This window comes from Caballeronia arvi (genome assembly GCF_001544695.2).
Classification (GTDB): Bacteria; Pseudomonadota; Gammaproteobacteria; order Burkholderiales; family Burkholderiaceae; genus Caballeronia; species Caballeronia arvi.
Genome location: NZ_FCOM02000016.1, coordinates 1 through 24024 on the forward strand (window position 1 = coordinate 1; position 24024 = coordinate 24024).

Here is a 24024-nt window from a genome sequence, read left to right on the forward strand (position 1 = left end):
TGGAACAGGTGTTACCCATGTCTCCGGTCTATACACTGCTGCAAAGAAAGTAACCAAAGAAACAGCTATCCCCATCCAAAGTGCCTCACGCCGGCCGCGGCACAGGCGATTGACCTAATGGCCCCCGGAGTAGCGAGTGCCCTCGTAGGCCTCACCGGGCTTGGATCGCGCACGGTCTGTCACATCGCACCACTTAAGTTACTGGTTCAGCCCCTACTAGCTCCGGCCCGCTTCGCGGCCGACCGGTCAATCGGGTTGGGCTCCGGTTTGCGCGTTGCTTTCCCATGCATACCCAACGGCAGCGCGTAGCGCTGTGCCGGAACTATTTCGTGCTGAACCGGCATGCTTAAAGTTATCGGGCGGCGGACCGTGCGCGATCCACGCCCGATAAGACCTACGAGAACACTCGCTACTCCGGGTTCCATTCAGCCAATCGCCTGTGCCGCGGCCGGCGTGAAGCACTTTGGATGGGGATAGCTGTTTCTTTGGTGACTTTCTTTGCAGCAGCAAAGAAAGTGACTGCCGCCCCGCATAGGGGCGACGCTAATAAACCAACAAGAAAACGGGATCAGTCGAAAAAAACCGATCAATTAGCAGCAGTCGTCTGCTTCATCCGCAATGTCCCGCCGCCCTTCTTATCGGCGTCGTACGCAAAAACCACCTTCCCGCTCTTCACTTCCCCGATAACCGGCACATTCGGTGTGATCGCTTCGTGATCGGTCTTCGTGAAAGGCTTGTCATACACCATCACTACGCCTTCCACCTTGCCGTTCAGATTCTCGAGCGCCTGCTTGACCTTCGGGCCATCCGTCGTGCCAGCCTGCTTGATTGCCGCCGCGAGCAGATAGATCGAGTCATAACCCTGCGCCGCCGACACCGGCGAATCGATACGCTCGTTCTTCGGCTTGAATTCCTTCAGATAGGCATCGATGAACGCCTTGCGCTTCGGCGTATTCGCTTCCTGAATGAAGGTCTGCGGCATGCGCGCACCTTCGCCGTTCGTGCCGGCATTGTCGATGTAATTCGCCATCGACAACGTCCACGATCCGACCAGCGGCACCTTCCAGCCAAGCTTGGCCATGCCGTTCGCGATCTGCGCAAGCTCAGGCCCGATGCCGTACGTCAGCACGGCTTCCGCGCCCGCTTCCTTCGCCTTCAGCAACTGGGCCGTCATGTCGACGTCCTTGATGTTGAACTTCTCGACAGCAACAGGCTTCACGCCTTTCGCGGCCAGCGCCTTCTCCAGGTCTTCGCGGCCGAGCTGACCATAGTTGGTCGAATCGGCGAGAATCGCGACCTTCTTGAAGCCGCGTTTGGTGATGGCCTCATCGACGATCATCGGCGCCTGGATGCGGTCGGCGGCCGAATTGCGGAACACGTAGTTATCCGGCTGATCGTCGAATTGCTTCGTCACGACGCTGCCCGTCGCGACGTTGTTGAACACGGGAATCTTCGCTTCCTGGAAAAAGCGCTGCGACGCGAGTGCGACACCCGTGTTGATATAACCGACGACCGCGACGACCTTCTCCTTGTTGATCAACTCTTGCGCGATCTGCACGCCGCGCTCGTTCTTCGCTTCGTCATCGCGCTCGACGAGCACGATCTGACGGCCAAGCACACCGCCCGACTTGTTGATCTCCGCGGTGGCGAGACGCACGCCGTCGCGCATGCTGACACCCATGGAAGACGAGCCGCCCGTGAACGGGCCATCGACGCCGATCTTGATCGGCTCGGCCGCGTGCGCCATCGAAAATACGCCGAATGCGAGCGCGCCCGCGATGAGCTTCATCTGCATACCCATGTGTGTCTCCGTCGCTGAATCGTTAATCGTTATTTGAAGGCCCATGCAACGCAGCAAAAGCCGGCAATGCTTTTTAAGTGCCCCGGGCGTTATCGATTACATGGTGGGAGCGAGTTTAGAAAAATGTAAGGATATGACCATATTCGGACATACCCGAAGAGCACGAGCGTTAGCGCACGTCTGACGCACCGCAAGCGTGCAGCGCATGGAGCAGCACGGAATCTCGAACAAAAAAAAGCGCGCGGCTATCCCCCGGAGGACGACCGCGCGCAACCTTGCGCACCCCTTGAATCGATGTCCGCTTTTCTAGCGCGGCGTACCCGTTTCGATCGCTTGCGTGAACTGACGCAGCACCCCGCCCGATGCATCGGTGACGGCCCAGAACGTCATGCCATCGTGATTCCAGCGCGCGAGCGCATAGCCATCGTCGGACTGCGTGACGACCGGCTCCGTCTTCGCTTCGCCCTTGCGCTCGGGAAACACATACACGTCGATCGGATGCTTCAGATAGCGATAGACCACGACCGCCACCGGCCGATGATCGATGTAATCCAGCCGCCCGCCGACGAGCGCGAAGCCCGGCCCCGCCGGATCGATCACCGGCGGCGCGTAGTCGATCCGGCCGTTGAACCACGGCTTCACCGTGTGCTTGTCGCTGGACAGCACGTCGATCGGACGATCCGACATCAGCGCGCGCACATGGCTCGACACAATCTCTTGCGCAATCGGCGAGCCGCCCGACATCGTCGACATGAGCGGCGCCGCCTGGAACCACAGCATCGTGCCGAGCACGAGCGCGGAAAGCGTCGCGCCCGCGAATGCGCCGCCGAAGAACGGCCAGGGCGCCGCGAACGGGTTGCTCCAGCCACGTTTTGCACGGCGCGCCGGCGCATGCTCGCGCGCTTCCTGTTCGGCTTGCGCCCGCACGCGCGCCAGCACCTGCGCCTGCAGATGCACGGGCGCACGCTGATAGAGCGAACCATCGGTGAGCCTCGTATCGAGCGAGGCGGTGTCGTTATTTTCCATTTCCCGACTCCTCTGAATGACCCGGTCCCGCGCGGCGCACGAGCCGCACGCTTGGCCTGTCCTGCCCGCCCTGCGCCGCGCGCACCGCCCCCGCCAGCATCTTGCGGCCGCGCGCGAGCCGTGACATCACCGTGCCGATCGGCACGCCGGTCACGGACGCCACTTCCTTGTAACTCATGTCTTCCAGCTCACGTAACACCAGCACCTCGCGAAAGGCGATCGGCAGCGCCTCCAGCGCGCGATGCACCAGATGAATTTCATCGCGGCGCACGGCGAGCGTCTCCGGGTCGGCCGCGCCTTCCTCCGACCAGCCCGGCAGCGCTTCGTCGCCGCCCAGTTCCTCGTCGTAGGGCGTCGCGTCCGCGAGTTGCACGCGCCGCCGCCATTCCGTGAACCACGTATTGCGCACGATCGCGAGCAGCCATGCCCGCGCGTTCGCCTCCTCGCCGCCCTCGAATCCGCCGAAAAATCGGAAGGCGCGCAGATAGGCTTCCTGCACGACATCGTCGGCGTCGTTCGCGCTGCCCGACAGCCAGCGCGCGAGGTTGTACGCGGCGTCCAGATGCGGCATCACCGTCGCCTCGAAGCGCGCGTGGGCCGCCTCGGCGTCCGCTTTGTCGCGGCGCCCGGACTTGTCTTCTTTCGACCTGCTCTGCCACATCGCGCGGGTCTCCTTTCGACAACCACGTTCGGGGAACATCGATTCGGCGCAGCCATGTCACGCCTTTGCGCGCCTTCCCCTCCGATACTCCCCGCGCTCCCGGTTTATTCCCGTTTGCGTCGATCAATCGAAAAAATATCGCGGGAATAACGCGCTGTCATTGCCGGTTCGATGGACACAAGCCGCTGCGGCCTCGCTCATCGGGGAAAAGCCGCCGGCCTCGCGCCCATGCATCGAGCCGCCATGCGCGTGAATTTGCCGATTCGAACGACAAGAAACGCGGCCGCAAACATCCAAGGAACCGTCATGAAACCCGATCCCACCCTCGTGCCGCCGGAGCACGAACACGACGAACTCGACGAGCACGGCAAGCGCCGCCGCACCGCACTCTCCTGCATGGCCTGGGCCGGCGCGGGCGTGATCTGGACCGTGAGCGGCGGCGTGCCGGTCTCGCGGCTGATCTCGTCGGCACAGGCGGCCGAGAAAACCAGTTCGTTCAGCTTCGTGCAGATCAGCGACAGCCATATCGGCTTCAACAAGGATCCCAACACCGAGCCGACCAGCACGCTCGAAGAAGCCATCGACCGCGTGAGCGCGCTGAAAAAACGCCCCGCCTTCATGATCCACACCGGCGACATCACGCATCTTTCCAAGCCCGCGCAGTTCGACACCGCGACGCAGATCATCAACAAGGCGGGCATGGACGTGCATTACGTGCCGGGCGAACACGACGTTCTGGTCGAAGAAGGCAACCCGTTCTTCGAGCGCTTTTCCGGCCAATACGGCAAGGACAGCACCCGGCACTGGTACAGCTTCGATCAGGGCGGCGTGCATTTCATCGGCCTCACCAACGTGATCGACCTGAAAGGCGGCGGTCTCGGCTTTCTCGGCGATGCACAGCTCGCATGGCTCAAGGCCGACCTGCAGGGCAAATCGAGCAGCACGCCGATCGTCGTGTTCGCGCATATCCCGCTGTGGGCGCTGTATCCGCAATGGGGCTGGGGCACCGACGACAGCGCGCAGGCGCTCGCGCTCCTCAAGCGCTTCGGTTCCGTGACGGTTCTGAACGGCCACGTGCATCAGGTGGCGCAAAAAGTGGAGGGAGAGATGCGGTTTTATTCGGCGATGTCCACCGCGTTTCCGCAGCCCGCGCCGGGCGCGCCGTCCGGCCCCGGCCCGATGAAAGTGCCGGCGGACCAGTTGCGCACGATGCTGGGCCTGCGCGAAGTCACGCATGTCGCGGGACGCGAATATCTCGCCGTCACCGACACGGCGCTCGCCGCGGGGCAATCATGAACGCCGCGATGATCGCGGGCTACGTCTCGCCACAATACCTCCGCCCGCTCGCCGGCAAGTTCCTGCGCAAGGCCGCGTTCGCGCTCGTCGTGAAAGGCGTCATCAGTGCGGCGATTCCGAGCGCCTGCGCGCAGGAACCGGTTCAGCAGGTCGCGGCGGCCAATATGCCGACCATCTCCATCGACAACTTCGCGTTCAATCAGGCGACGATCACCGTGCCGGCCGGAACGAAGGTGACATGGGTGAATCACGACGACATGCTGCATACCGTCGCCGATGAGGGCAAGAGCTTCAAGTCCGATCCGCTCGACAGCGGCGAAAGCTACTCGCACGTGTTCGACAAACCCGGCACGTACAAGTACTTCTGTTCGCTGCATCCGCACATGACGGGAACGGTCGTCGTGCAATGAAGCCGCCCGCGAAGGCGTGCCGCGTCAGCCGCGCGCCTTCGCGATCGCCGCAAGATTGCCCTCGCCGAAACCGTGATGCCCGCGGCGCTCGACGATCTCGAAGAACATGTCGCCGGGCTTGCGCTCGACGAAGGTTTGCAGGAAAAGCTGCGGCGTGCCGTCGGCAAGGATCTCGCCATCGACGAGAATGCCGCGCGTGCGCAGCGCATTCGTGTCGAGTCCGTGGCCGGGCAGACGTTCGTCGATCTCGTCGTAATAGCGCGGCGGCGGCTGCAGAAAGCGCACGCCGCGCGCCATCAACGCATCCACGGAAGCGAAGATATCCGCCGATGCCAGCGCGATATGCTGCACGCCTTCGCCTTCGTGATCGGGCAGATACTGCTGCATCAGGTCCGTGCGATACGTGCCTTCCTCGTACACCGGAATGCGGATCGAGCCGCACGGCGACAGCGTGACGGCCGAATCCCGCGATACGTGCCAGTCCGGATGCACTTGATGAATCTCCGAGAAGTGCAGCACTTCGCGATAGAAATCGAGCCATTCCTGAATGCGGCCCGCGCCGACCGTCTGCGTGAAGTGATCGACTTCGAGCAGGCCGGCGCCTTTCAGGTCCGGGCTCGTTTCAGCAATCGGCCGAAAATCGATGTCATAGATCGACGCCTCGCCGCTGTTCTTGCCCGGCCAGTGATCGACAAAATAAATATGCGAATCGCCGATGCCCTGAATCGCCGGTATCGCCAGTTCGTTCGGGCCGATCTTCTCGCCCTCGAAATCCCACGCGCCGTATTCGAGCGCGCGTTCATGAGCGACCTGTGCATCCAGCACGCGAATGGCGATTGCGGCGATGCCGACGCCATGCGACTCGGCGAAGCGTGAGGCGAACGAATCCGGCTCCGCGTTCAGCAGAAAATTCATGCTGCCCTGGCGAAACAGCGTCACCGCCTTGCTGACGTGCTCCGCGACGGGAACGAAACCGAGCGTCTCGAGCAGCGTCGCGAGCCCTTCGGGATCGGGACTGGAAAACTCGACGAACTCCAGCCCCGCGATGCCGAGCGGATTGTCGCCGACGTTCGGATCGGGCATCGCGCGGGCGGAGGAAGAGGAGTCGGGCTGGGTCATCGGCAATACCTCGAAAATGGTCGATCTGGTTCACGGACGCAAAACTATCACGACCTGCCGCATCCGTGCGACCCGGCGACTGCATCGGGTGCACCTAGAGTAGCGGCTGCGGGATTACCGTGTCAAAGCCAGGGCACCCGACGCGCCCCGGCATTGATCGACGCCGTTTACGCGGCGAGGCGCTCCGCGCTCATCGACGGGCGCTTTGCCTGCGGCGGAAACACATTCCAGGTGCCGTCGTCATGGCGGAAGAAAATGATCGCGAGCGGGCCGCCCGGATGCTGGGCCTCGATGCAGACATAGCGCGCGCCGGTGACATGCGAGCGGCACAGACGCACGACGCGTGCCGGATGCGCGGGGCGTCGGGGCGAGCCATTTGTCGACGGCCCAGTGCAGCGAGTTTTCGGTGGTTTGCATGTTGGTCTCCTCGGAATCGGTCGGCTTCGGTCGGCTACGCTTCAGGTTCAGGCTGCGAGCGCTGCATTCATGCGGCGGCGCTCGGCGGCGACGTAGGCGCGGAAGAGGCCCGCCACGGCGCGAACCGCTGCGCTCGGGTGGATGAAGCACGCTTGCACCTGACGGCTGCGGGCGCGGCCGTCGAGGCACCACGTGACGAAGTGCTCGCAGTTGTTGGTCAGCAGGTGATAGTTGTCTTCGCCGAGGCGGCTGCGAGCGCGGCGCACCGCTTCCATGCCGACGAACTTCGCGGCCGGATTCTGACGAATCGTGACTTCATGGCCGGCGGCGAACTGCTCGACCGTGACTTCTTCCACCGGACCGCGATGCAGCGACTTTGCGAAGCCGGCGTAGTGGATGACCATGCCGTTGCCTGCGTAGACGCCGTGGTGTTCATAGCCCGAGCGGCGCGTGACGAGTTCGGTGCCGAGCGCCGGTTCATCGTCGAGCGAGAAAGCGCAGACGGCTTGCTGTTCGATCAGTCCGGATTGTTGGTTGGTTGACATGGCTGGCTCCGATTTTTCTCTGTCCGGCGCCGAGTGTTTGTTTGGTGCCGGGTTGCCATGTCATTTGCATCTTCCTTGCCAGCTTCTTTAAGCCATTGATTTTTATGCACTAAGCGCGATTTAGTGACGACCGGCAAGGCCTTTGTGTTTTTTCCGAGCCAACAGATTTTGGCGATGTTTGTTGGATTGAGAGCGTCAGAATCGGACGCGCCGAAATCGCCCCGGACGCGCCTGATAAAGCGTCCCGTCGATCGAGCGTCGATGTGTTGGTTCGTCTTCGCTGCGCCAACATCGCGTGTTGGCGGCGATCCGACTGTTGCATCGGTGATGCTGGCCGGCTCGGATCGGACTTTGCCGCCACAACCCCGCCCCATCGGCCAAACAGCGAAAAGGCCCGGAAAGACGTGTGCGTCGGCATGAGCCTTGCGTTGATTGCGGGCGTCCTGCTCACAGGCCATCACGGAGAAAACGACATGTGCGCCCTCACCATCAGCGATCTTCAGTACGACCGCGAGCTGGATCACTCGGCGATGTCGGCCATCGGCGGCGGCGGCGGAGCGCCCTGGGTGTTCGGCTGGATCGTGCCGTTCGTCGAACAGTCGTCGGGCGGTGGCGGCGGTGCTGCGGCGGTGACGCTCATCGATGTCACCAACAACATCTATCAGGTCACCAACAACATCACGAACAACAACATCACGGTCGGCCAGATGGTCAATCAGTTCCAGAGCGTCGCGGTCAGCAACACGGGGAACGGCGCGACGCTCACCGTCAATCCGAATTCGGTGGCGGGAAATCGCGCGGGCTGACGCGGTGGACATCAAGATTCGCTTCAGGCGCGGGTTGGGTCACAATGAGCGGGACCGTCCGCCCAGCCCGCCCCCCGCCGCGTCACCCAGGATTCCGGAGGTTGCCGTGACCTTCAGCACCGAATTCCGATGGACTTCCGCCGCCCGCACCGACACCGGCTGCGTGCGGCACATCAACGAAGACGCGCTGCTCGATGCGCCCGAGCGCGGCCTGTGGGTCGTCGCGGACGGCATGGGCGGGCACGCGGTCGGCGATCTGGCGAGCCGGATGGTGGTCGAGAGCCTCGCGAAGGCGGCCGGCCCGGACGGCCTCGCGAGCGTCATCGCCGATGCCCGCGCGCGCCTTCTCGACGTCAACGAGCGCTTGCGGCTGGAAGCGGCGCGTCGTCAGGTATCGCGTATCGGCAGCACGGTGGTGCTGCTCGCGGCGCGCGACGGCGCGTGCGCTTATCTGTGGGCAGGCGACAGCCGTATCTATCTGTTCCGGCAGGGCCGCCTGATGAAGCTCACGCGCGATCACAGCCATGTCGAGGAACTGAAGGCGCGCGGTCAACTGACGGCCGAGGAAGCGCTGCATCATCCCGCGCAGCATCTGATCACGCGTGCGGTCGGCGCGCTCGACGTGCTCGAGCTCGATGAGCACACGCTCACGCTGAACGATGGCGATACGTTCCTGCTGTGCAGCGACGGGTTGTCGAACGAGGTCAGCGAAGCGGAGATGGCGAGCGAGCTCGCGCCGGGGAATTGCGAAGCGGCGGCGCAACGGCTGCTGGAGATCGCGCTGGCGCGAGGCGGGCGCGACAACATTTCGGTTGTCGTCGCGCATGCGGAGGATTTGATGGCGACTGATAAGACGCAGGTGAATCCGTCGATTTAGGGGCGTCTGGGGCACCAGACGCCAGACTTCACCCCCCCGCCTCCCGATTCTTCTGCGCCGCCGCCCGAAACTCCTTCGAATGCAGCCCATGCTTCTTCAAAAGCATCTGCAGATGCGACCGGTTCATCTCATACCGCCGCGCGAGCTCGGCGACCGTGCCACCCGTCTCCTGCAACCCGCGTTCGAGAAACGCACGCTCGGCCTCGTCGCTCGCGACGCGTTTCGCTTCCGCCAGCGAACTCGCCGTCGCGATGCCGTTGCCGCTCGCGGCCGGCCCGCCCATCGCCAGCGAAAGCGATGACTTCGGCCGGATATCCACCGGCAGATGATCGATGTCGGCCATATCGCCCGCAAGACACGCGAGCCGATACACCACGTTCCTCAACTCGCGGATATTGCCCGGATAGTCGTAGTTGCGCAGAAAATCCCGAAGCCTCGGCGACAGCTTCACCGGCCGCCGTTTCAACGTCGCTGCGGCTTCATCGCCGAAATAGGCAAGCAAAAGCGAAATCTCGTCACGCCGTTCGCGCAACGCAGGCAGCGTCAAATGGATCACGCTCAGCCGATAAAACAGATCCTCGCGAAAACGTCCTTCGTCGCAGAACTTGCGCAGGTTGCGGTTCGTCGCCGCGACGATGCGCGTATCCACCGCGATCGGCTCGTCCGAGCCCACGCGCTGGATCTCGTGCGATTCGAGCACGCGCAAGAGTTTCACTTGCCCTGATAGCGGCAACTCGCCGATTTCATCGAGAAAGATGGTTCCTGTATGCGCGCTTTCGAATTTGCCCTTGCGATCGTTGGTCGCGCCCGTGAACGCGCCCTTGCGATGCCCGAACAGTTCGGACTCCAGCAGATTCTCCGGAATCGCGCCGCAGTTCACCGAGATATACGGCTTGTCCGCGCGCGCACCGTTCGCGTGAATGACCTTCGCCATCAGTTCCTTGCCGGTGCCGCTTTCACCGTCGATCAAAACGGGCAGATCCGTCGGCGCGGCTTTTTCCGCGATTTCCAGCGCTTCGAGCAGCTTGGGGTTATCGCCGAACGTGCCTTCGAAGACGAAGCTGCGTTCGATCAGCGCCTGACGCCGCGCGCCCGCCGACAACTCGCGCTTGGGCTCGGCAGCCGCGGCCTGCACGAAACGCTCCTTGTGCGACAACTGCATGACTTCATCGCGCAAGGTGCTCGCCTGCCGCAAGAGTTTTTCGATTTCGGGCCGCTCCAGCCGCGAGGTCCATCGAAGCGTCGAGCGCAAGATCTCGATCTTCTCGATGAGCCCCGCATACGAAATCGCCGATGCTGCAGGCGTGCTGGTATCGCTTTCCGGCTGGTCGAGTATTTTCATGCTGCGCTCAGTTGCTTTTGCACGAGTTGGTAATACATGCCCTTTCTCGCGACGAGTTCGTCGTGCTTGCCCTGCTCGACGATGCCGCCTTCGTACAGCACGAGAATCTTGTCGGCGCGCATGATCGTCGAAAGCCTGTGCGCGATGATGACCGCCGTGCGCCCTTTCAGGATCTCCTGCATGTTGCCGAGAATATTGCTTTCCGATTGCGTATCGAGCGCGGACGTGGCTTCGTCGAACACGAGCAGACGCGGATCGTGATACAGCGCCCGCGCAATGCATAGCCGCTGAATCTGTCCGCCCGACAACCCCACGCCGCGTTCGCCGACCACCTGTTCGTAACCGAGCGGCATCTTCGCGATGAACCCGTGCGCGTCGGCCATCTTCGACACTTCTTCGATGCGCCGCCTGTCGGGCGCTTCATCGCCGCTCGCGATGTTATCGGCGATCGTTCCCGAGAACAGCAGATTGCTCTGCATCACATAGCCGATCTGCGCGCGAAAGAAACCCTTGTCGACGACGTTGATGTCATAACCATCGACAGTCATTTTCCCTTCGCTCGGCGCATAGAAACCGACCAGCAGTTTCGCCAACGTCGTCTTGCCCGAACCGCTGCGCCCGACGATCGCAATCAGCTCGCCCGGCTTGATATCGAAGCTGATGTTCTCCAGCACGTACGGCGCATCGCCTTCGCCATAACGGAAGTACACGCCGTTGAAGCTGATATCGCCCTGCAGGTCGGGCAGCATCACGCGTTGCTGCATGTCCTGCGGCTTCTGCTCCGGTTCGATGTCGAGCACGTCGCCGAGGCGCTCCATCGCGACGCCCGCATCGTTCAGCAGACTCCACAGGTTGATGAGGCCCATCAGCGGCGCGAGCACGCTGCCCATGTAAGCGTTGAACGCGATCAGTTGCCCGATGGTGAGCTCGCGCGCGAGCACGAGATTCGCGCCGACCCACAATATGCCGATGGTCGTCGCCGCATTGAGCAACTGGCTGCACAAGCCCACGGCGATATTGAAGCGCTGCGACCTGTATTGCACTTCGAGCGACTTCGCGTACTTCTTCTCCCACTTCAGCCGCACCGCGCGCTCGATGCCCATGCCTTTCACCGTCTCGACGCCTCCGAGCGCTTCCATCAGATACGAACGCGCATCCGTTCCCGCGTTGAAGGTTTCTCGCGCGTTGTGCTTGATGCGCGGCGTCGCGAGCACGGTCAGCGCCATCATCGGGATCACGAATGCGATGAGCAACAACGTGAGCTTCACGTTGTAGAGGAACATGATCGTGAAATAGATGAAGATCATCAGCAGGTTCAGCACGGTCGACACCGTCGACTCCGTGAGGAACGCGCGGATCGTGTGATTCTCCTGAAAGCGCGCGAACACGTCGCCGGTCTTGCGCTTCGCGAAGAACCCGAACGGCAGCGAGAACGTGTGCTTGAAAAACTGCGACATCATCGCGAAGTCCATGTTGCGGACCATGAAGTTCGCGAGATACGCGCGTATCGTCGTCATCAGTTGCGTGAAGAGACTAGCGATGACGAGCCCCGCGATCAGCACATGCAGCAGGCTGACGTTCTGATGCACGATCACGCCATCGAGAATGTTCTGGATGATGAGCGGCGGAATCACGCCCAGCACCTGAATCACGAAGGTCGCAAGAAAGAGATGCAGCAGGATCTTCTTGTACGGCTTCAGATAGCCGACGAAGCGCAGCCACGGCGAGCGCGACACGGCCTGCTGCGTGAGATCCTGTCCCGCCGTGAAGAGCAGACACGTGCCGCTCCAGCCGCGCTCGAATTCACCTACCGTCATCTTCCTGAAGCCGATCGCCGGGTCCGCGACCCACACGTTCTCGCTCGAAATGCCATAGATGATGATGTAGTGGTATCCCTCCCAATGCGCGATGAACGGCATCTCGAAGCCGCGCAGCGATTCGAACGTGCATTGCACGCCACGCGTCGTGAAGCCGAGCGATTCGCCCGCGCGCGCGAGCGAATCGAGCGTCGCGCCAGAGGTCGTTACGTTGGCCAGCTCGCGCAGCTTGCCGAGCGTCATGTTGATGCCGTAGTGGCGGCAGATCATCGCGAGACAGGCCGCGCCGCAGTCCATCTCCTCCGCCTGCTCCACCCACGCAAAGCGCTTGATCACGCGCTCGCCCAGCTCGGGCTTCGTGTGCAGATCGAGCATCGCGGGCAGCTTGCGGCGCTCGGCGATCTTCTTTTGCCGCGTCAGTTCACGCTCGGTGAAACGGATGCGCTCTTCGAGCACTTCACGCAGCTTGACATTGCGCTCGATGATGAAGTGCACCGTCTTCTCGGGAATCACGAGCAAACGCGTATCGGCGCTCGCAATGGCCGACGCCATCTGCTCCTGACGCATCACGCAGGCCTTTTCGCCGAAGATCTCGCCGGGACCGAGCGTCGCGAGCACATGCTGCTGTCCGCCCTCTTCGCGCACGATGCGCACTTCGCCCTGACGCACGACATAGAGCCGCCGGTCGTCGCGCGAGTCCTGCTTGAGAATCTCCTTGCCTTCGCCGACGCGCTTCACGCCGACGCTGCGCACGCATTCCTCAAGCTCGTCCTTGTCGAGCTTGCCGCGCAAATCGAAGAGCTTGGCGACGAAGCCGCCCGCCGAATTGATCGCGACATAGCTGGTGACGAACGCGAGCGCAGCGGGATTCGTCGCGATGACCGGTTCGATCGCGCTGCGCGGGATATACAGCAGCTCCGTCTTGCCCGAGGAACGCACCGACGACTCATGGCGGTAGTCGCGCAGCATCGCGATATCCGCGAACGTCTCGCGCTCCTTCTTCACCCCCATGCTGATTTCCTTGCCGTGCTCCTCGGTGAAGATGCGCACGGAGCCCGCCTTCACGATGAAGAGCCCGGCAGCGGCATCGCCCGCGTTGCACACGGTTTCGCCGAAGCCGAAGCGCCGCGACTCGGTGTGCGCCGCGAGATGCTCGATTTCCTCGCGCGTGAACGGCGAGAGAATCTCGACCGACGAAAGAAAGTCGGCGGGCGAATCAAGGCTCGATGGAGCGTCCATGTTCTATCGCGTTTCCCGTGAGCTCAGCGTGAAGTCAGCGTGCTTCGATGACATGCTCCTGCGCGCGCGCCATCATCCATTCTTCGCGCAGCAGGCGGCGGATTTCCGCGGACACGTCTTCGTCGAGCCTCGCGGGATACTTCGCCGTCACCGCGAAGATTTCATACGAGGTTCCGTCCGCCGATATGAACGGCCCGAGCAGATCGCCGGCTTCCGCGTTGAACACCTTCGCTTCGACTTCCGGCTTCATCTGCCCGCGCATCACGCGGCCGATCACACCGCCTTCGTCGCGCGTATCGGCGAGGGAATGCTCGCGCGCCATCTCGGCGAAGCTGTCGGGATCGTCGTTGAGATAAGAGATCATCTCTTTGGCGCTGCCTTCGGTATCGAGCAGGATGTGGCTCACTTCGATGCTGTCGAACTTCGGCGAATTGAGCTGGAAATACTCTTCGATCTCGCGCTGCGTGCCGACCTTGTCGAGCATCTTCTCGTGATAGAGCGTGTCGGTGATGAAGACCTCGAATTCGTCGAGGCTCACGTGAAGCGCATCGAGATAATTGTTCATGTCCGCCGCGCGATGCAGCCCGCGAATGCGGCGGAACTGATCGGCGCGGTTCTGGACCTCGTCGTCGCTGACCGCGACGCCGGATTTTTTCGCCGCGCGGACCGTGAGCTTGTCGCGCACGAGTTGCTCGATGAGACCGTCGAACTGACCGTTCAGCTTCAATAACCTGATGAATTCGCCGACATCGACCAATTCGTCGTCGATACGCACAATCGCCGTCATGTCGTTCTCCGTTTGGTTTTAGGTTGAATTGCGCATCATGTTCGTGTCCGGGCGAGCGCGTCACCCTCCATTCGTATCCCTTCTTTCATCCCGCCACATTGCGGAAGGGATCGAGCCCGAGATCGATCAGGCGCCGCTCGCGCACGACGATTTCGGCTGTCGCCGTCATGCCGTAGCGCAGCGGATATTTCGTGTCCGCCACCTGATAGAAATCGCGATCGAGCGTCACGCGTCCTTCATAGACCGGCTGCTTGGTCGTCGGGCTCGGCTTGGTCGCGGGCGATATGAACGCGAGCGTGCCGTCGATGACGCCGTAGCGCTGATAAGGAAACGCATTGAACTTGAGCTTCACGCGCTGGCCTTCGCGCAGGAACGCGCGGTCGTGCTCGGCGATCTCGATCTTCAGCACGGGCTTCGCATTCGCCGGCGCGATACCGCCGAGCGGCGTGTTCGCCTGAATCTTGTCGCCGGGCTGCGTCGATGTCACGTCCGTGATGACACCCGACACCGGCGCGAGAATCAGCAGGAAATTATCCTTGTCGATGTTCTCGAACTTGATGCGCGCGGCGGCATCCGCGACGAGGCGCGCCGTTTGCAATTGCAAGCGCAGCTTGTCCTCGGTGCTCGCGACTTCGCGCATCGCGGCTTCGTATTGCAGGCGCAGACTCGTCGCTTCCTGGCCGCTCGTTTCGAGCTGGCGCTTCGCCTGCGTGAAATCGTGGCTCAAACGAAAGTCCAGTTCCGCGAGTCGCGATTGCTCGATGCGATACGCGCCGTCGGCTTCGAGATACGCGTTGCGCTTCTGATCGACCTGCGCTTCCGCAATGCCGCCGCCGCCGGGCAGCGCGAGCAGGCGCTGGAAACGGTCGAGATCGACCTTCGCGGCATCGCGCGCGCGGCGGGCGTTTTCCAGCGTGCTGCGCGCTTCCTGCAACTGCGCTTTCTGGCCTTCCGCGAGCTTGCTCGTGCCTTCCGACACGCGCTGCTGATGCTGATGCTCCTCCACATCCATCTGATCCTTGAGCGCGGCGATGCGGCGCTCCATCAGGAGCTTTTTCTCGGGGAACTGCTTCCACTCGCGCTCGGCGTCGTCGAGCTTCAATTGCGCTTCGAGCGCATTGGTCGCCGCCTCGATCGCGCCGCGCGCGTTCAGCCGTGCGACGACATCGTCCTTGCGCACGGGCTGCCCTTCGGCGATGAAAAGATCGGCGAGCTCGCCGTCGATAGGCGCATAGAAGCGGCGCACGTCCGATTCGGGCGCGAGAGTGCCTTGCGCGTTGACCATTACATCGGCATGACCGACGAAGGACCATACGAGCGCCGACGCGACGAGCGCGACCATCGCGAAGACGAGCCCCTGCGTGATACGGGCCGGCTCGGCTGCAAGTATTGCGATGCCTTCGGCGCCGTGCTCTCCGAGCGCCTCCGACAGCGGCTTAAGGTGTGCGTCTCGCTTCACTGTTCGCGCCTCCGCCGATCAGACTCAGCTTCGTATTGAGAAGCCCCGGTTCAAGCACCATGCGCAGGTCCTGCAGCGAACGCCGCTGCAAGTCCGCTTCGGTGTCGATCTCACTGGCGAGCGCGGACCACTTCGCCGTCGCGCTGTCCGCCTTCACCTGCCTGAAGATGCGCATGCCGCGCGTGGCTGCGTCCTGCGCATCCGTCAGAAGCCGCGCCTGCGTCCTGAACGTATCCGACACGCCCGATTCGAGCCGCTGCGATCCGCCGATGCCTCCGTTCGTCCGATACTGCTGCCACGACGTTTGCGCCTGCGCCATCAGCGTTTGCGCGCGGCCGATCGCCTTGTCTTTCAGCGATGCGACCTCGGGCGCGACCGCCTTCGCATAGAACGAATCGGCGTCGAGATCGAGCGTTTCGTAGAACGACAGCAGCGAGTCTTCATAGCCCTTCGAGCCGCGCGCCTTCTGCAAGTCGGCGAACTGCGCAGCCACGGACTTCTTGTGCGCGAGCTCCTTTTGCACCATCGGCGACCAGGTTCCTTGCGGCAATTTCTGCAGCGCGTCGATCGCCTGCGCGCTCTGGCCGCGATTCCACGCATCGGACACGGTCGTGTATTGCGCGAGCACATCGGGCGGCGGCAACTGGCCCGCGCTCATCTGCCTGAATTTTTCCTGGAACGGCGGCGTCGAAAATTTAGCCTTGGCCGCCGCGGCCGCAACCGGTGCGAGGCTCGCGCCGATGAGACCGCGACGCAGCGCCGTGTAGGCAGCGAGATCGGCGCGCACGCGATCGAGACCTGCGAGGCGCGGGTATTTGTCCGCGTATTCCTTCAGCGTCGCGTTGATCGCATCGGTATCGTCCTGGCCGAGACTTTTGACGATGCTCGCATCGAGCCTGTCGATAGCCGCGAGATACACGGAGTCGTCGCTTTGCAGCTTGCGCAGATGGCTCAGCGCGAGCGCATAAGGATCGCGAAACTCGGGCACGTAGCCCGCGATGCGGTCGAGATCGCGCTGATGCCCCGACGCGTCCGCTTCCCAGTGCTTCAGGATCGCGCTGATGCGCCCCTCGTCGCCGTACATGCGGATCGGCGCATCGGCACCGCCGCGGCTCATCACGAAGCTTTCCAGCTTGCCGATCCATTCGAGTTCGTCGACGAGCGAGTGCACGTCGGCGTTGTTCGCAGCGAGCGTTCGCATCTGCGCGATGATCGCGTCAGCGTTCGCAAAATCGCCCTTCTTCAACGCGGCGAGCCAGCGCGGCACGTTCGACTTGAGCACGGCTTCGGTGTTCATCGCCGCGAACTGCGCGTCTTTCGGATGCGTCTTCAAATAATCGTTCGTGACCGTCGCCGCTTCGCCGTACTCGCCGTTCGCCATCAGCGATTTCGCCTGACGTTCGGGCGAGCCGCTATAGAAAAGCGCCGCGCCGCCCGCGACGAGCACGGCCAGCACGCACGCGACGATGATGCGCGTGCGCCGCGCCGCATGCGGATCGTCGCTTGCGAGCGCACGGCGCAATTCGCCGACGAAAAGCGAGAACTTGCTGCGTTTCGCCTGACGCGTGTCCTGACGTTTCTCTTCGGCGGGCGCCGGCTGCGCTTCCTCGTTGACTTCGTCTTCGCGCGCAGCGGCCTGATCGACGCAAAAGATATCGAGGAACGAATGCGCCGAGCCGACGAACGTGGTCTTGTCGCTGTCGCCGTCATCGTGATGAGACTGCGCCGCGGCCGCTTGCGCGACCATTTCGGTGAGCGTCGATTCGCCTTCGTCGCCGTGCAACTGCACCTTGTACGCGAAGTGCGTGCCGCCGAACGCGAGCGTGTCGCCGTTCTTCAGCTCGACCGCCGACGCGCCGAGCCGCTCGCCGTTGACGAACGTGCCGTTGGTGCTGCCGAGATCCTCGACGAACGGCGCGCCGCCCTTGATGAACACATGCGCGTGCCGGCGCGACACGTAATTCACCTGATGCGGATACTGCTCGCGATAGCGCGCGAACGTGTCATCGGTCTTGCTGACGAGAAACGGAAACTGCGCGAGCTCGATCGGATGAAGGCCGATGTCGTCGCGTTGCGGCGCGAGCGTGATGCCGACCGGCTTAGGCGCATCGAGACGACGCGTGCGCGGCGCGAACTGCGCGCGATACGACAGCCGGCTGCCAAACGAAATGATGTCGCCGCTGCGTATGCGCGCGGGCGTTTCGCGCACGGGCGTGCCGTTCACCGCGGTGCCGTTCTTGCTGCCGAGATCGGCGATATAAACGAAGCCATGCTCGATGAAAATGCGCGCATGGCGGCGCGAAAGCTGCGCGACGGCTTCAGGCGGACTCGTATCGAACGGTGCTTCCGCACGGCCGATCGCGAACAGATTTTCGTCGATACGGATTTCCGTGAGCTTGTCCGCCAGTTCGCGGGCAAGCTCCGGATGCGGCGCGGGCTTCAGAATGACGTCGAACGCCTCGCCCACGCTCGGCTGTTGTTCCGCTACGGAAGAGCCTTGAGCCATGTCCATGTCACGAGGTACGTCCAGCCGCTGCCGCGCACGCGCCAGAGGATCGCCCGGCAAGCTCGGGCGCATGGACAGGTTGGACCGCGCCGTCATCGATGTCATTGGGAACCGGCGGCTGTTGAGAGTTTAAGTCACGCATCGTCGTAGTCAATCGTGCGGCACTGGCGCATCACGCCATAGAACAGCGATTTGAAACGATCCGCTTTGGAACGATCGTTAGTTATTCATATCGTTGCGGCCCGGCTATTCATGGAACGCTTCACTTCAAGCCGTCCTTGCTCGCGCTCTGCACGTCGACCGTCGGCCAGCCGCCGCCGAGCGCTTTATAAAGCGTCACGGTGTCGGACAGAATCTGCTGATGATTCGCGAGCAGCGCGAGTTGCGCGGCGAGCAGCGTGCGTTCCGTCTCGAACACCTGTAGCTGCGAGATCACGCCCTCTTTCAATTGCGCGTCGATTTGCGCGGCCACCACGCTCAATTGATCGACTTCCTGCTGCAACTCGACGCGCTGCTTCATGTGTGAATCCAGATTGACGAGCGCGTTCTCCACTTCCTCGAACGCATTCATCACCGTGCTGCGATATTGCTGTTCCGCAACCCCGGTCTGCGCTTCGGTCGTCTTCACATGGGCACGCACGGACGGATCGAGAATCGGGATATTGATGCTCGGCACGAAGCTCAGCGTGAACATCTTCAGCAGATCGGTCAGTTGAAAGCTCGCCGAGCCCGCACGTCCGGTCAGGTTGATGGTCGGCAGTTGCGCGAGCTTCGCCTGGCCGACGAGGTCATACGCTTCGAGCACGCGATATTCGGCCGCGATCAGATCGGGACGGCGCGCGAGCAACTGCGACGGCAGGCCGCTCGGTACGGGCGGCGGCTGCACGCGTTTTTGCAGCTTGCCGTCGGGCATCTTGAATTCGCCTGCGGGCACGCCGATCAGCGTCGAGAGCGCGTTGTTCGCGAGATCGCGCGAGCGGCGCAGTTCGAGCAATTCGCGCGTCAGGCGGTTGAGTTCGGCGCGCTGCGTGAGCACCTGCGTCTTCGGCACGAGGCCGTTCTTCTGCATGCCCTCGAAGATCGTCAGGATCTGCTGGTTCGTCGCGATGGTCTGCTTCTGCTGCTGGATCTGATCGTCGAACTGAAGAATCTGGAAGTACGTCGTCGAGACGAGCGCGACGAGTTCGAGATAGCCCGCGCGCCAGTCGGCCTCGGTCGCGCGGAACTCGGCCTTCTGCGCCTGCACGCCTTTTTCGACGGTGCCCCAGATGTCGATGTCCCAACTGACCTGCGTCGCCAGGTTGTATTGCTTCGAAAACTTCTGGCCCGTCGTCTTTTCGAAGCTCGCGCCCGCGCCGAGATCCATCGACGGCAATGCGCCCGCGCGCGCTTCGCCGATCTGCGCGCCCGCCACCTGGATGCGCGCGGCGAGCACCTTGATATCGAAGTTGCCGGCGATGGCCTTCTCCACCAGCGAGTCGAGATACGGGTCCTGGAACTGCTTCCACCAGTCAGGCTGGATGGTGTCGGAGGCGGCGACCTTGGGCGCGTCGATCTTCGTGAAGGCGGTTTTCTCGGGCGTGTCCGGGCGTTGATACGTCGGCACTTTCACGTCGATGCAGCCGGCGAGCAGCGCGGCAGCGGCCAGCGCCGGCAATACGGTCCACTTTCGCCCGATGGCGACGCGCAATGATGGCAACAAGGCTTGCACGATCTCGCTCCCGGTGAACGCGCACCGACGGTCAGATTATGTTGGGTGAGAAGCGCGGCGCCGGCCGTTCGGTTCATCAAGTAAATCACACGGCGCGCCGGGACTCCATACGGGTTAAGTCACATGGCGCGCGCGTGCTCTGTGGCACGTCGCGCGTTTTCGTGACGCGGTTCGATGCGACGCCCCTGCTGCGCTCGAACCGCGACGCCCAGATGCGGGCGGTGTTTTAGCGAAGCTCCCCGTGCCCCGCTTTTACTGCTGACTGCATGGATGCTTTACTGCATCGACTTATGATTCATTCCTTGCAACGATCGCCTTATGCGAGATTGCCCGCATTGCCGAAGTTGACGTTGGCGATGTTCTTCGCGCTCTGCGTCGGCGCGACGTTCGACTGCGACTTGAGCGCTTCCGCGAAGGCGATGTTGCTGCCGACCGAGTTCGTCGTCGTCTGCGTCTGGTTGATGAACTGCTGCGGGCTGAACGGCATCGAAAGCGTCGTTCCGTCCATCGAGATGAAGCCGGGGAACAGCACCGCATAGCCGCCGCGCACCGCGGACATCGCACGGCTGTCGAGCTCTTCGGTAACGGGAAGGTCCTTGATGGTCAGCGTCTTCATTTCGGTGCTCCTTGGTGCGCATCGCGCATTCGGTGGTGGCTTCGGACAGCTTGTCTGCTTGCGACCGTTAAATGCATGAGGCGTGCCAATTGCGATTCAAACCGCGTTAATTGCCGCGTCTGGCTTGATGCATAAGGCTCTCGTCGATTCACGCTCCAATGTGCCGATAACATCACTTGATGCTGTCGAACCAACACTTCGTATTTCGCCTGTCTGTCTCGAAGCGACATCGGCTAAAAGCAGAAAACAAACGCCTCCCGCCGCGATGAAACACGCGGAACGAAACGCGATAAAGGGATCGGAAAAGGCGCCGCTCAGGACACGCGCGCGCAGCGCCCGACTTACTTGACGTAGATCGTGATCTTCTTGGAATAGACCGGCGGGTTATGCGGTATGTGCTTGTCATCGCCCATCAGAAGCTGAATCGTGTGCTTGCCCGGCGGCAGTTCGAGCATCGTTTCGGTTTCGCCGGCGCCGTAGTGCAGATGATTGCGATCCGATGGAATCTCCTGATCCATCGGCGGCAGATCCACGTCGATCAGCAAATGATGATGCCCCGTGTTCGGAAACTTCACGCCGCGCGGCGCGACGCCCATGAAGCGCAGCCCGAACCAGACCTTGAACGGCTTGCCCGCGGGCACGGTCTGACCGTCGTTCGGATAGCCGATGTACGCATACGCGTTGGCGGGCGCGGGCGTCGGCCCGGCGAGCGCGCAAGGCGCGGCGAGCGCCGTCGCCAGCGCGGCGGCGACGAGGAGCGAACGCGAGAGCGCGAGCGCGTCAGCGGATCGATTCTTCATGTCGTATGCCCTCGGCAAATGCGCGGGTTATGGCGGCGAAGCACGTCGTGCGACTGGCTTCGCGGCTCATGTGACGGTGATCGTGATCTTCTTCGAATAGACCGGCGGATCGTGCGGCACGTGGTTGTAATCGCCCAACAGCAATTGCAGCGTGTGCTTGCCCGGCGGCAGTTCGAGGCGCGCATCGGTTTCGCCCGCGCCGTAATGCAGATGGTTGCGATCCGATGGTATTTCCTGATCGAGCGGCGGCAGGTCCGTATCGACGAGGAGATGGTGATGCCCCACGTTCGGCAGATCGACGCCCTTCGGACACACGCCCATGTTGCGCAAGCCCATGCGCACCCAGAGCTTGCCGCCGGAGATGACGGCGCCATCGTACGGCCAGATGATGTACGCCTCGGCGTTCGGCGGCGCGGGCGTACGCGTGCGCGCGGCGGAAAACGTCGAATCGGCGGCCAGCGCGGCCAGGGAAGCCAGCGCGCCAAGCACGGTTCTTCTCATCATGTTATGCACGCCCCTCTCGTTGAAAGGCCTCGCGGACGGGCCCGGAAATCGATCCTTGCGCACGCGAACGCTCGTGCTCGGCGCCGCGATGCAGCCAGCGTGACGCATCGTCTTCGGCTTTTAGATTAGGACGTAACGTTTAAAAAAACTACGTACACACGACGATCTCTCGACCCTCATGACGAATACCTCCTTTCAGGGGATTAAGTGGCGCGTGAGTGCGTGCTATCGTTGTTGATGCTGTTGTTGGTACTGGTCATCGAGGGCGCGGACCTCGCCCCGAAAGCCTCGGCATAGATGCGCGAATGCGGCGCTATGCCATCCACTCAAAGCCGGACGGACAGGGTGTGAATATGTGGCGAACCATTCTTATCGCGGGCGTGTTCATGTTGATGATCGGCGGTGTGCCTGCGCCAGCGAGCGCGACGCCCGTCACCGTATCGCCCGCTCCATCGTCTCAGCGTCTGGCGCTCGTGATCGGCAATGCAGACTATGCGGAGCGCCCGCTCGCGAGCGCATCGCGCGATGCCGACGACATGAGCGCCGCGCTCCTGTCGCTTGGCTTCCAGGTCACGCGCCGCACGAATCTCGATGAAGCCGCGATGCGCCACGCGCTCGATGCGTTCGCCGCGCGGCTCGGCCCGGACGATACGAGCCTCGTCTATTACGCCGGTCACGGCTTGCAGGCGGGCGGCGATGCGCTGCTGCTTCCGCTCGACGCGAGCGAGCGCCGGCCGGTCACACTCGTGCGCAATGCGGTTTCGGCGAAGGACATCGTCGAGCGCATGACGCGCGCGCGGCCGGGCGCGGCGAATATCGTCGTGCTGGACATGTGTCTCGACGCGCCGTTCGAAAAGGCGCCCGCGCGAGTCTGGAACCTGCCACCGCGCACGCTCGTCGCTTATGCGGCCGCGCCCGGCGACGCAGCAGCCGAAGACCAGCGCAACGGACGTTACACGGCGGCACTCCTTCGCGCGCTCGATGCGCCGCATGCCGTGACATCGGCGACGTTCGCGGCCGCGGCATCGGATGTCGCGCAGCAGTCGCGTGGCGCGCAACGGCCGTGGATCGCATCGACGCTCGATGCAGGCTTTGCCATCGACGATGCGCCGGCGAGTGTGCGCATCGCCCAGACGGACGCGAACGCCATCGATTCCGCCAAATCCGCCACGGCCATCCGCATGCGCGGCATCCTGCCGAAAGACAGCAACGAGCAGTACGAACTGACCTTCTGGGATTCGATCAAGGACAGCACCTATCCGGGCGATTACGAGGCGTATCTGAAGGCGTATCCGAACGGACGTTTCGCGGCGCTCGCCAAGGCGCGCATCGAGCGGCTCAAGGCATCGGGCGCGGCGAGCACGAAGCCCTCAACACCCGCTGCGCCGCCGGCCGCGACAGCCACGCCCGCCGCACCCGCGCCCAAGCCCGCGCCGTCGACGCCGCCCACGGCCGCCGCGCCGGAAAAACCGCGTGCGACCACACCGGCTGCGCCCGCGGCCGCAGCACCGGCAGCGCCCGCCGCCAACGCGAAACCCGCCGCAAAAGCGGCGAGCGGCAGCGAAATCAAGGATTGCCCGCAATGCCCCCTGCTGATCCCGCTATCGCCCGGCAGCTTCACGATGGGCAGCAACAACGACGATCCCGCCGAGAAGCCGCCGCATCGCGTATCGATCGGGCATCCGTTCGCGATCGGCAAATACGAGGTGACCGTCGAGCAATGGAACGCATGCGCCGATGCGGGCGCGTGCACGCGCATCGCGGCGGAGGGCGAAGGTGCGACGCCGTCACCCGGCAATGCGCCGATGCGCAACGTGAGCTGGGACGACGCGCAGGTCTACGTCAAATGGCTGAGCAAAGTGGGCGGCAAGGCGTATCGGCTGCCGACCGAAGCGGAATGGGAATATGCGGCGCGCGGCGGCACGCAATCCACTTACTGGTGGGGCGACCAGATGAAAAAAGGCAACGCCGACTGCAAGGACTGCGGCGATCCGTACAAGCCCGAAGCGCCGACGCCGGTCGGATCGTTCGCGGCGAATCCGTATGGCCTCTACGACATGAACGGCAGCGTCTGGGAATGGGTCGCCGACTGCTGGCACAGCTCGTACAAGAACGCGCCCGCCGATGGCCGCGCCTGGGACGATCCCTCGTGCTCCGTGCGCGTGATTCGCGGCGGCTCGTGGCGTGAAGGCGCGACCTACATGCAGTCCGCGACGCGCTTCAAGTACAGCTCGAGCGTGCGCCAATCGCAGAACGGCTTTCGCGTCGCGCGGGACATGGAGTGA

At 63.0% G+C, this 24024-nt stretch carries 19 protein-coding genes and 1 pseudogene; 5 read left to right on the top strand and 15 right to left on the bottom strand.

All coding sequences use genetic code 11. The features are described 5' to 3' along the window. Positions 1-586 precede the first annotated feature (586 nt). The 3 genes from AWB74_RS19155 to AWB74_RS19165 all read right to left on the bottom strand — a co-directional run bounded on the left by AWB74_RS19155 (position 587) and on the right by AWB74_RS19165 (position 3488). Positions 587-1795, bottom strand: a complete 1209-nt coding sequence (locus AWB74_RS19155; RefSeq protein WP_407642452.1) for an ABC transporter substrate-binding protein — start codon at positions 1793-1795, stop codon at positions 587-589. 312 nt (positions 1796-2107) lie between these two features. Next, the gene (locus AWB74_RS19160) at positions 2108-2827 is read right to left on the bottom strand and encodes an anti-sigma factor family protein (protein ID WP_061148320.1); all 720 of its coding nucleotides are present in this window, start codon (positions 2825-2827) and stop codon (positions 2108-2110) included. Continuing rightward, a complete protein-coding gene (locus AWB74_RS19165; protein WP_061148321.1) occupies positions 2817-3488 on the bottom strand; it encodes an RNA polymerase sigma factor in 672 nt (223 codons plus the stop codon). The genes AWB74_RS19160 and AWB74_RS19165 overlap by 11 nt, the downstream gene beginning before the upstream one ends. Before the next feature lie 306 nt (positions 3489-3794). On the opposite strand from AWB74_RS19165, the gene AWB74_RS19170 reads away from it, so the two are divergent. Together AWB74_RS19170 and AWB74_RS19175 are read left to right on the top strand one after the other, a co-directional pair. Continuing rightward, on the top strand, positions 3795-4784 hold the full coding sequence (locus tag AWB74_RS19170; protein WP_061148434.1) for a metallophosphoesterase family protein: 990 nt from the start codon (positions 3795-3797) through the stop codon (positions 4782-4784). Beyond that, complete coding sequence (locus tag AWB74_RS19175) at positions 4781-5194, top strand: cupredoxin domain-containing protein (RefSeq protein ID WP_061148322.1); 414 nt, start codon at positions 4781-4783, stop codon at positions 5192-5194. Before AWB74_RS19170 ends, AWB74_RS19175 begins: the two co-directional genes overlap by 4 nt. A 24-nt stretch (positions 5195-5218) precedes the next feature. On the opposite strand, the gene AWB74_RS19180 is transcribed toward AWB74_RS19175, so the two are convergent. The 3 genes and pseudogenes from AWB74_RS19180 to AWB74_RS19190 all read right to left on the bottom strand — a co-directional run bounded on the left by AWB74_RS19180 (position 5219) and on the right by AWB74_RS19190 (position 7275). Continuing rightward, positions 5219-6313 (bottom strand): 4-hydroxyphenylpyruvate dioxygenase family protein, encoded by a 1095-nt coding sequence (locus tag AWB74_RS19180; protein ID WP_061148323.1) that lies wholly within the window; start codon positions 6311-6313, stop codon positions 5219-5221. Positions 6314-6480: 167 nt separating this feature from the next. Further along, positions 6481-6730, bottom strand: a pseudogene (locus AWB74_RS19185) (hypothetical protein). Between the two features lie 47 nt (positions 6731-6777). Beyond that, positions 6778-7275 (bottom strand): lecithin retinol acyltransferase family protein, encoded by a 498-nt coding sequence (locus AWB74_RS19190; RefSeq protein ID WP_061148324.1) that lies wholly within the window; start codon positions 7273-7275, stop codon positions 6778-6780. 473 nt (positions 7276-7748) lie between these two features. Between AWB74_RS19190 and AWB74_RS19195 the strand changes: the two genes are divergently transcribed. Further along, on the top strand, positions 7749-8081 hold the full coding sequence (locus tag AWB74_RS19195; RefSeq protein ID WP_061148435.1) for a hypothetical protein: 333 nt from the start codon (positions 7749-7751) through the stop codon (positions 8079-8081). 106 nt (positions 8082-8187) lie between these two features. After that, on the top strand, positions 8188-8958 hold the full coding sequence (locus AWB74_RS19200) for a PP2C family protein-serine/threonine phosphatase (RefSeq protein WP_061148325.1): 771 nt from the start codon (positions 8188-8190) through the stop codon (positions 8956-8958). A 28-nt stretch (positions 8959-8986) separates the two neighbouring features. On the opposite strand, the gene AWB74_RS19205 is transcribed toward AWB74_RS19200, so the two are convergent. From AWB74_RS19205 to AWB74_RS19245, 9 genes are all read right to left on the bottom strand, one after another. Then, positions 8987-10300, bottom strand: a complete 1314-nt coding sequence (locus AWB74_RS19205; protein ID WP_061148326.1) for a sigma-54 interaction domain-containing protein — start codon at positions 10298-10300, stop codon at positions 8987-8989. Then, positions 10297-13356 carry a peptidase domain-containing ABC transporter gene (locus tag AWB74_RS19210; protein WP_061148327.1) on the bottom strand — a complete coding sequence of 1020 codons (3060 nt, stop codon included), beginning with the start codon at positions 13354-13356 and terminating at the stop codon, positions 10297-10299. The genes AWB74_RS19205 and AWB74_RS19210 overlap by 4 nt, the downstream gene beginning before the upstream one ends. Positions 13357-13390: 34 nt before the next feature. Next, positions 13391-14143: a peptidylprolyl isomerase gene (locus AWB74_RS19215; RefSeq protein WP_061148328.1), complete on the bottom strand. Its 753-nt coding sequence runs from the start codon at positions 14141-14143 to the stop codon at positions 13391-13393. A gap of 85 nt (positions 14144-14228) precedes the next feature. Further along, positions 14229-15602 carry an HlyD family efflux transporter periplasmic adaptor subunit gene (locus AWB74_RS19220; protein WP_061148329.1) on the bottom strand — a complete coding sequence of 458 codons (1374 nt, stop codon included), beginning with the start codon at positions 15600-15602 and terminating at the stop codon, positions 14229-14231. Continuing rightward, positions 15580-18108, bottom strand: a complete 2529-nt coding sequence (locus AWB74_RS19225) for an FHA domain-containing protein (protein WP_061148436.1) — start codon at positions 18106-18108, stop codon at positions 15580-15582. The genes AWB74_RS19220 and AWB74_RS19225 overlap by 23 nt, the downstream gene beginning before the upstream one ends. A 262-nt stretch (positions 18109-18370) precedes the next feature. After that, positions 18371-19819: an efflux transporter outer membrane subunit gene (locus AWB74_RS19230; protein WP_061148330.1), complete on the bottom strand. Its 1449-nt coding sequence runs from the start codon at positions 19817-19819 to the stop codon at positions 18371-18373. Between the two features lie 316 nt (positions 19820-20135). Beyond that, a complete protein-coding gene (locus AWB74_RS19235) occupies positions 20136-20435 on the bottom strand; it encodes a hypothetical protein (RefSeq protein WP_061148331.1) in 300 nt (99 codons plus the stop codon). Positions 20436-20776: 341 nt separating this feature from the next. Next, on the bottom strand, positions 20777-21235 hold the full coding sequence (locus AWB74_RS19240; protein WP_061148332.1) for a DUF4399 domain-containing protein: 459 nt from the start codon (positions 21233-21235) through the stop codon (positions 20777-20779). 66 nt (positions 21236-21301) lie between these two features. Continuing rightward, positions 21302-21739: a DUF4399 domain-containing protein gene (locus tag AWB74_RS19245; RefSeq protein ID WP_061148437.1), complete on the bottom strand. Its 438-nt coding sequence runs from the start codon at positions 21737-21739 to the stop codon at positions 21302-21304. Between the two features lie 353 nt (positions 21740-22092). Here AWB74_RS19245 and AWB74_RS19250 point away from each other — a divergent pair, with 353 nt between their 5' ends. Next, complete coding sequence (locus tag AWB74_RS19250; RefSeq protein ID WP_200821999.1) at positions 22093-24024, top strand: SUMF1/EgtB/PvdO family nonheme iron enzyme; 1932 nt, start codon at positions 22093-22095, stop codon at positions 24022-24024.

Bases quoted from the DNA above. Each gene is read 5' to 3' on its own strand.
- AWB74_RS19180 (WP_061148323.1), bottom strand. From the start codon at position 6,313: ATGACCCAGCCCGACTCCTCTTCCTCCGCCCGCGCGATGCCCGATCCG.
- AWB74_RS19170 (WP_061148434.1), top strand. From the start codon at position 3,795: ATGAAACCCGATCCCACCCTCGTGCCGCCGGAGCACGAACACGACGAA.
- AWB74_RS19205 (WP_061148326.1), bottom strand. From the start codon at position 10,300: ATGAAAATACTCGACCAGCCGGAAAGCGATACCAGCACGCCTGCAGCA.
- AWB74_RS19195 (WP_061148435.1), top strand. From the start codon at position 7,749: ATGTGCGCCCTCACCATCAGCGATCTTCAGTACGACCGCGAGCTGGAT.
- AWB74_RS19165 (WP_061148321.1), bottom strand. From the start codon at position 3,488: ATGTGGCAGAGCAGGTCGAAAGAAGACAAGTCCGGGCGCCGCGACAAA.
- AWB74_RS19250 (WP_200821999.1), top strand. From the start codon at position 22,093: ATGTGGCGAACCATTCTTATCGCGGGCGTGTTCATGTTGATGATCGGC.
- AWB74_RS19160 (WP_061148320.1), bottom strand. From the start codon at position 2,827: ATGGAAAATAACGACACCGCCTCGCTCGATACGAGGCTCACCGATGGT.
- AWB74_RS19190 (WP_061148324.1), bottom strand. From the start codon at position 7,275: ATGTCAACCAACCAACAATCCGGACTGATCGAACAGCAAGCCGTCTGC.
- AWB74_RS19245 (WP_061148437.1), bottom strand. From the start codon at position 21,739: ATGATGAGAAGAACCGTGCTTGGCGCGCTGGCTTCCCTGGCCGCGCTG.
- AWB74_RS19235 (WP_061148331.1), bottom strand. From the start codon at position 20,435: ATGAAGACGCTGACCATCAAGGACCTTCCCGTTACCGAAGAGCTCGAC.
- AWB74_RS19155 (WP_407642452.1), bottom strand. From the start codon at position 1,795: ATGCAGATGAAGCTCATCGCGGGCGCGCTCGCATTCGGCGTATTTTCG.
- AWB74_RS19210 (WP_061148327.1), bottom strand. From the start codon at position 13,356: ATGGACGCTCCATCGAGCCTTGATTCGCCCGCCGACTTTCTTTCGTCG.
- AWB74_RS19225 (WP_061148436.1), bottom strand. From the start codon at position 18,108: ATGGCTCAAGGCTCTTCCGTAGCGGAACAACAGCCGAGCGTGGGCGAG.
- AWB74_RS19175 (WP_061148322.1), top strand. From the start codon at position 4,781: ATGAACGCCGCGATGATCGCGGGCTACGTCTCGCCACAATACCTCCGC.
- AWB74_RS19240 (WP_061148332.1), bottom strand. From the start codon at position 21,235: ATGAAGAATCGATCCGCTGACGCGCTCGCGCTCTCGCGTTCGCTCCTC.
- AWB74_RS19215 (WP_061148328.1), bottom strand. From the start codon at position 14,143: ATGACGGCGATTGTGCGTATCGACGACGAATTGGTCGATGTCGGCGAA.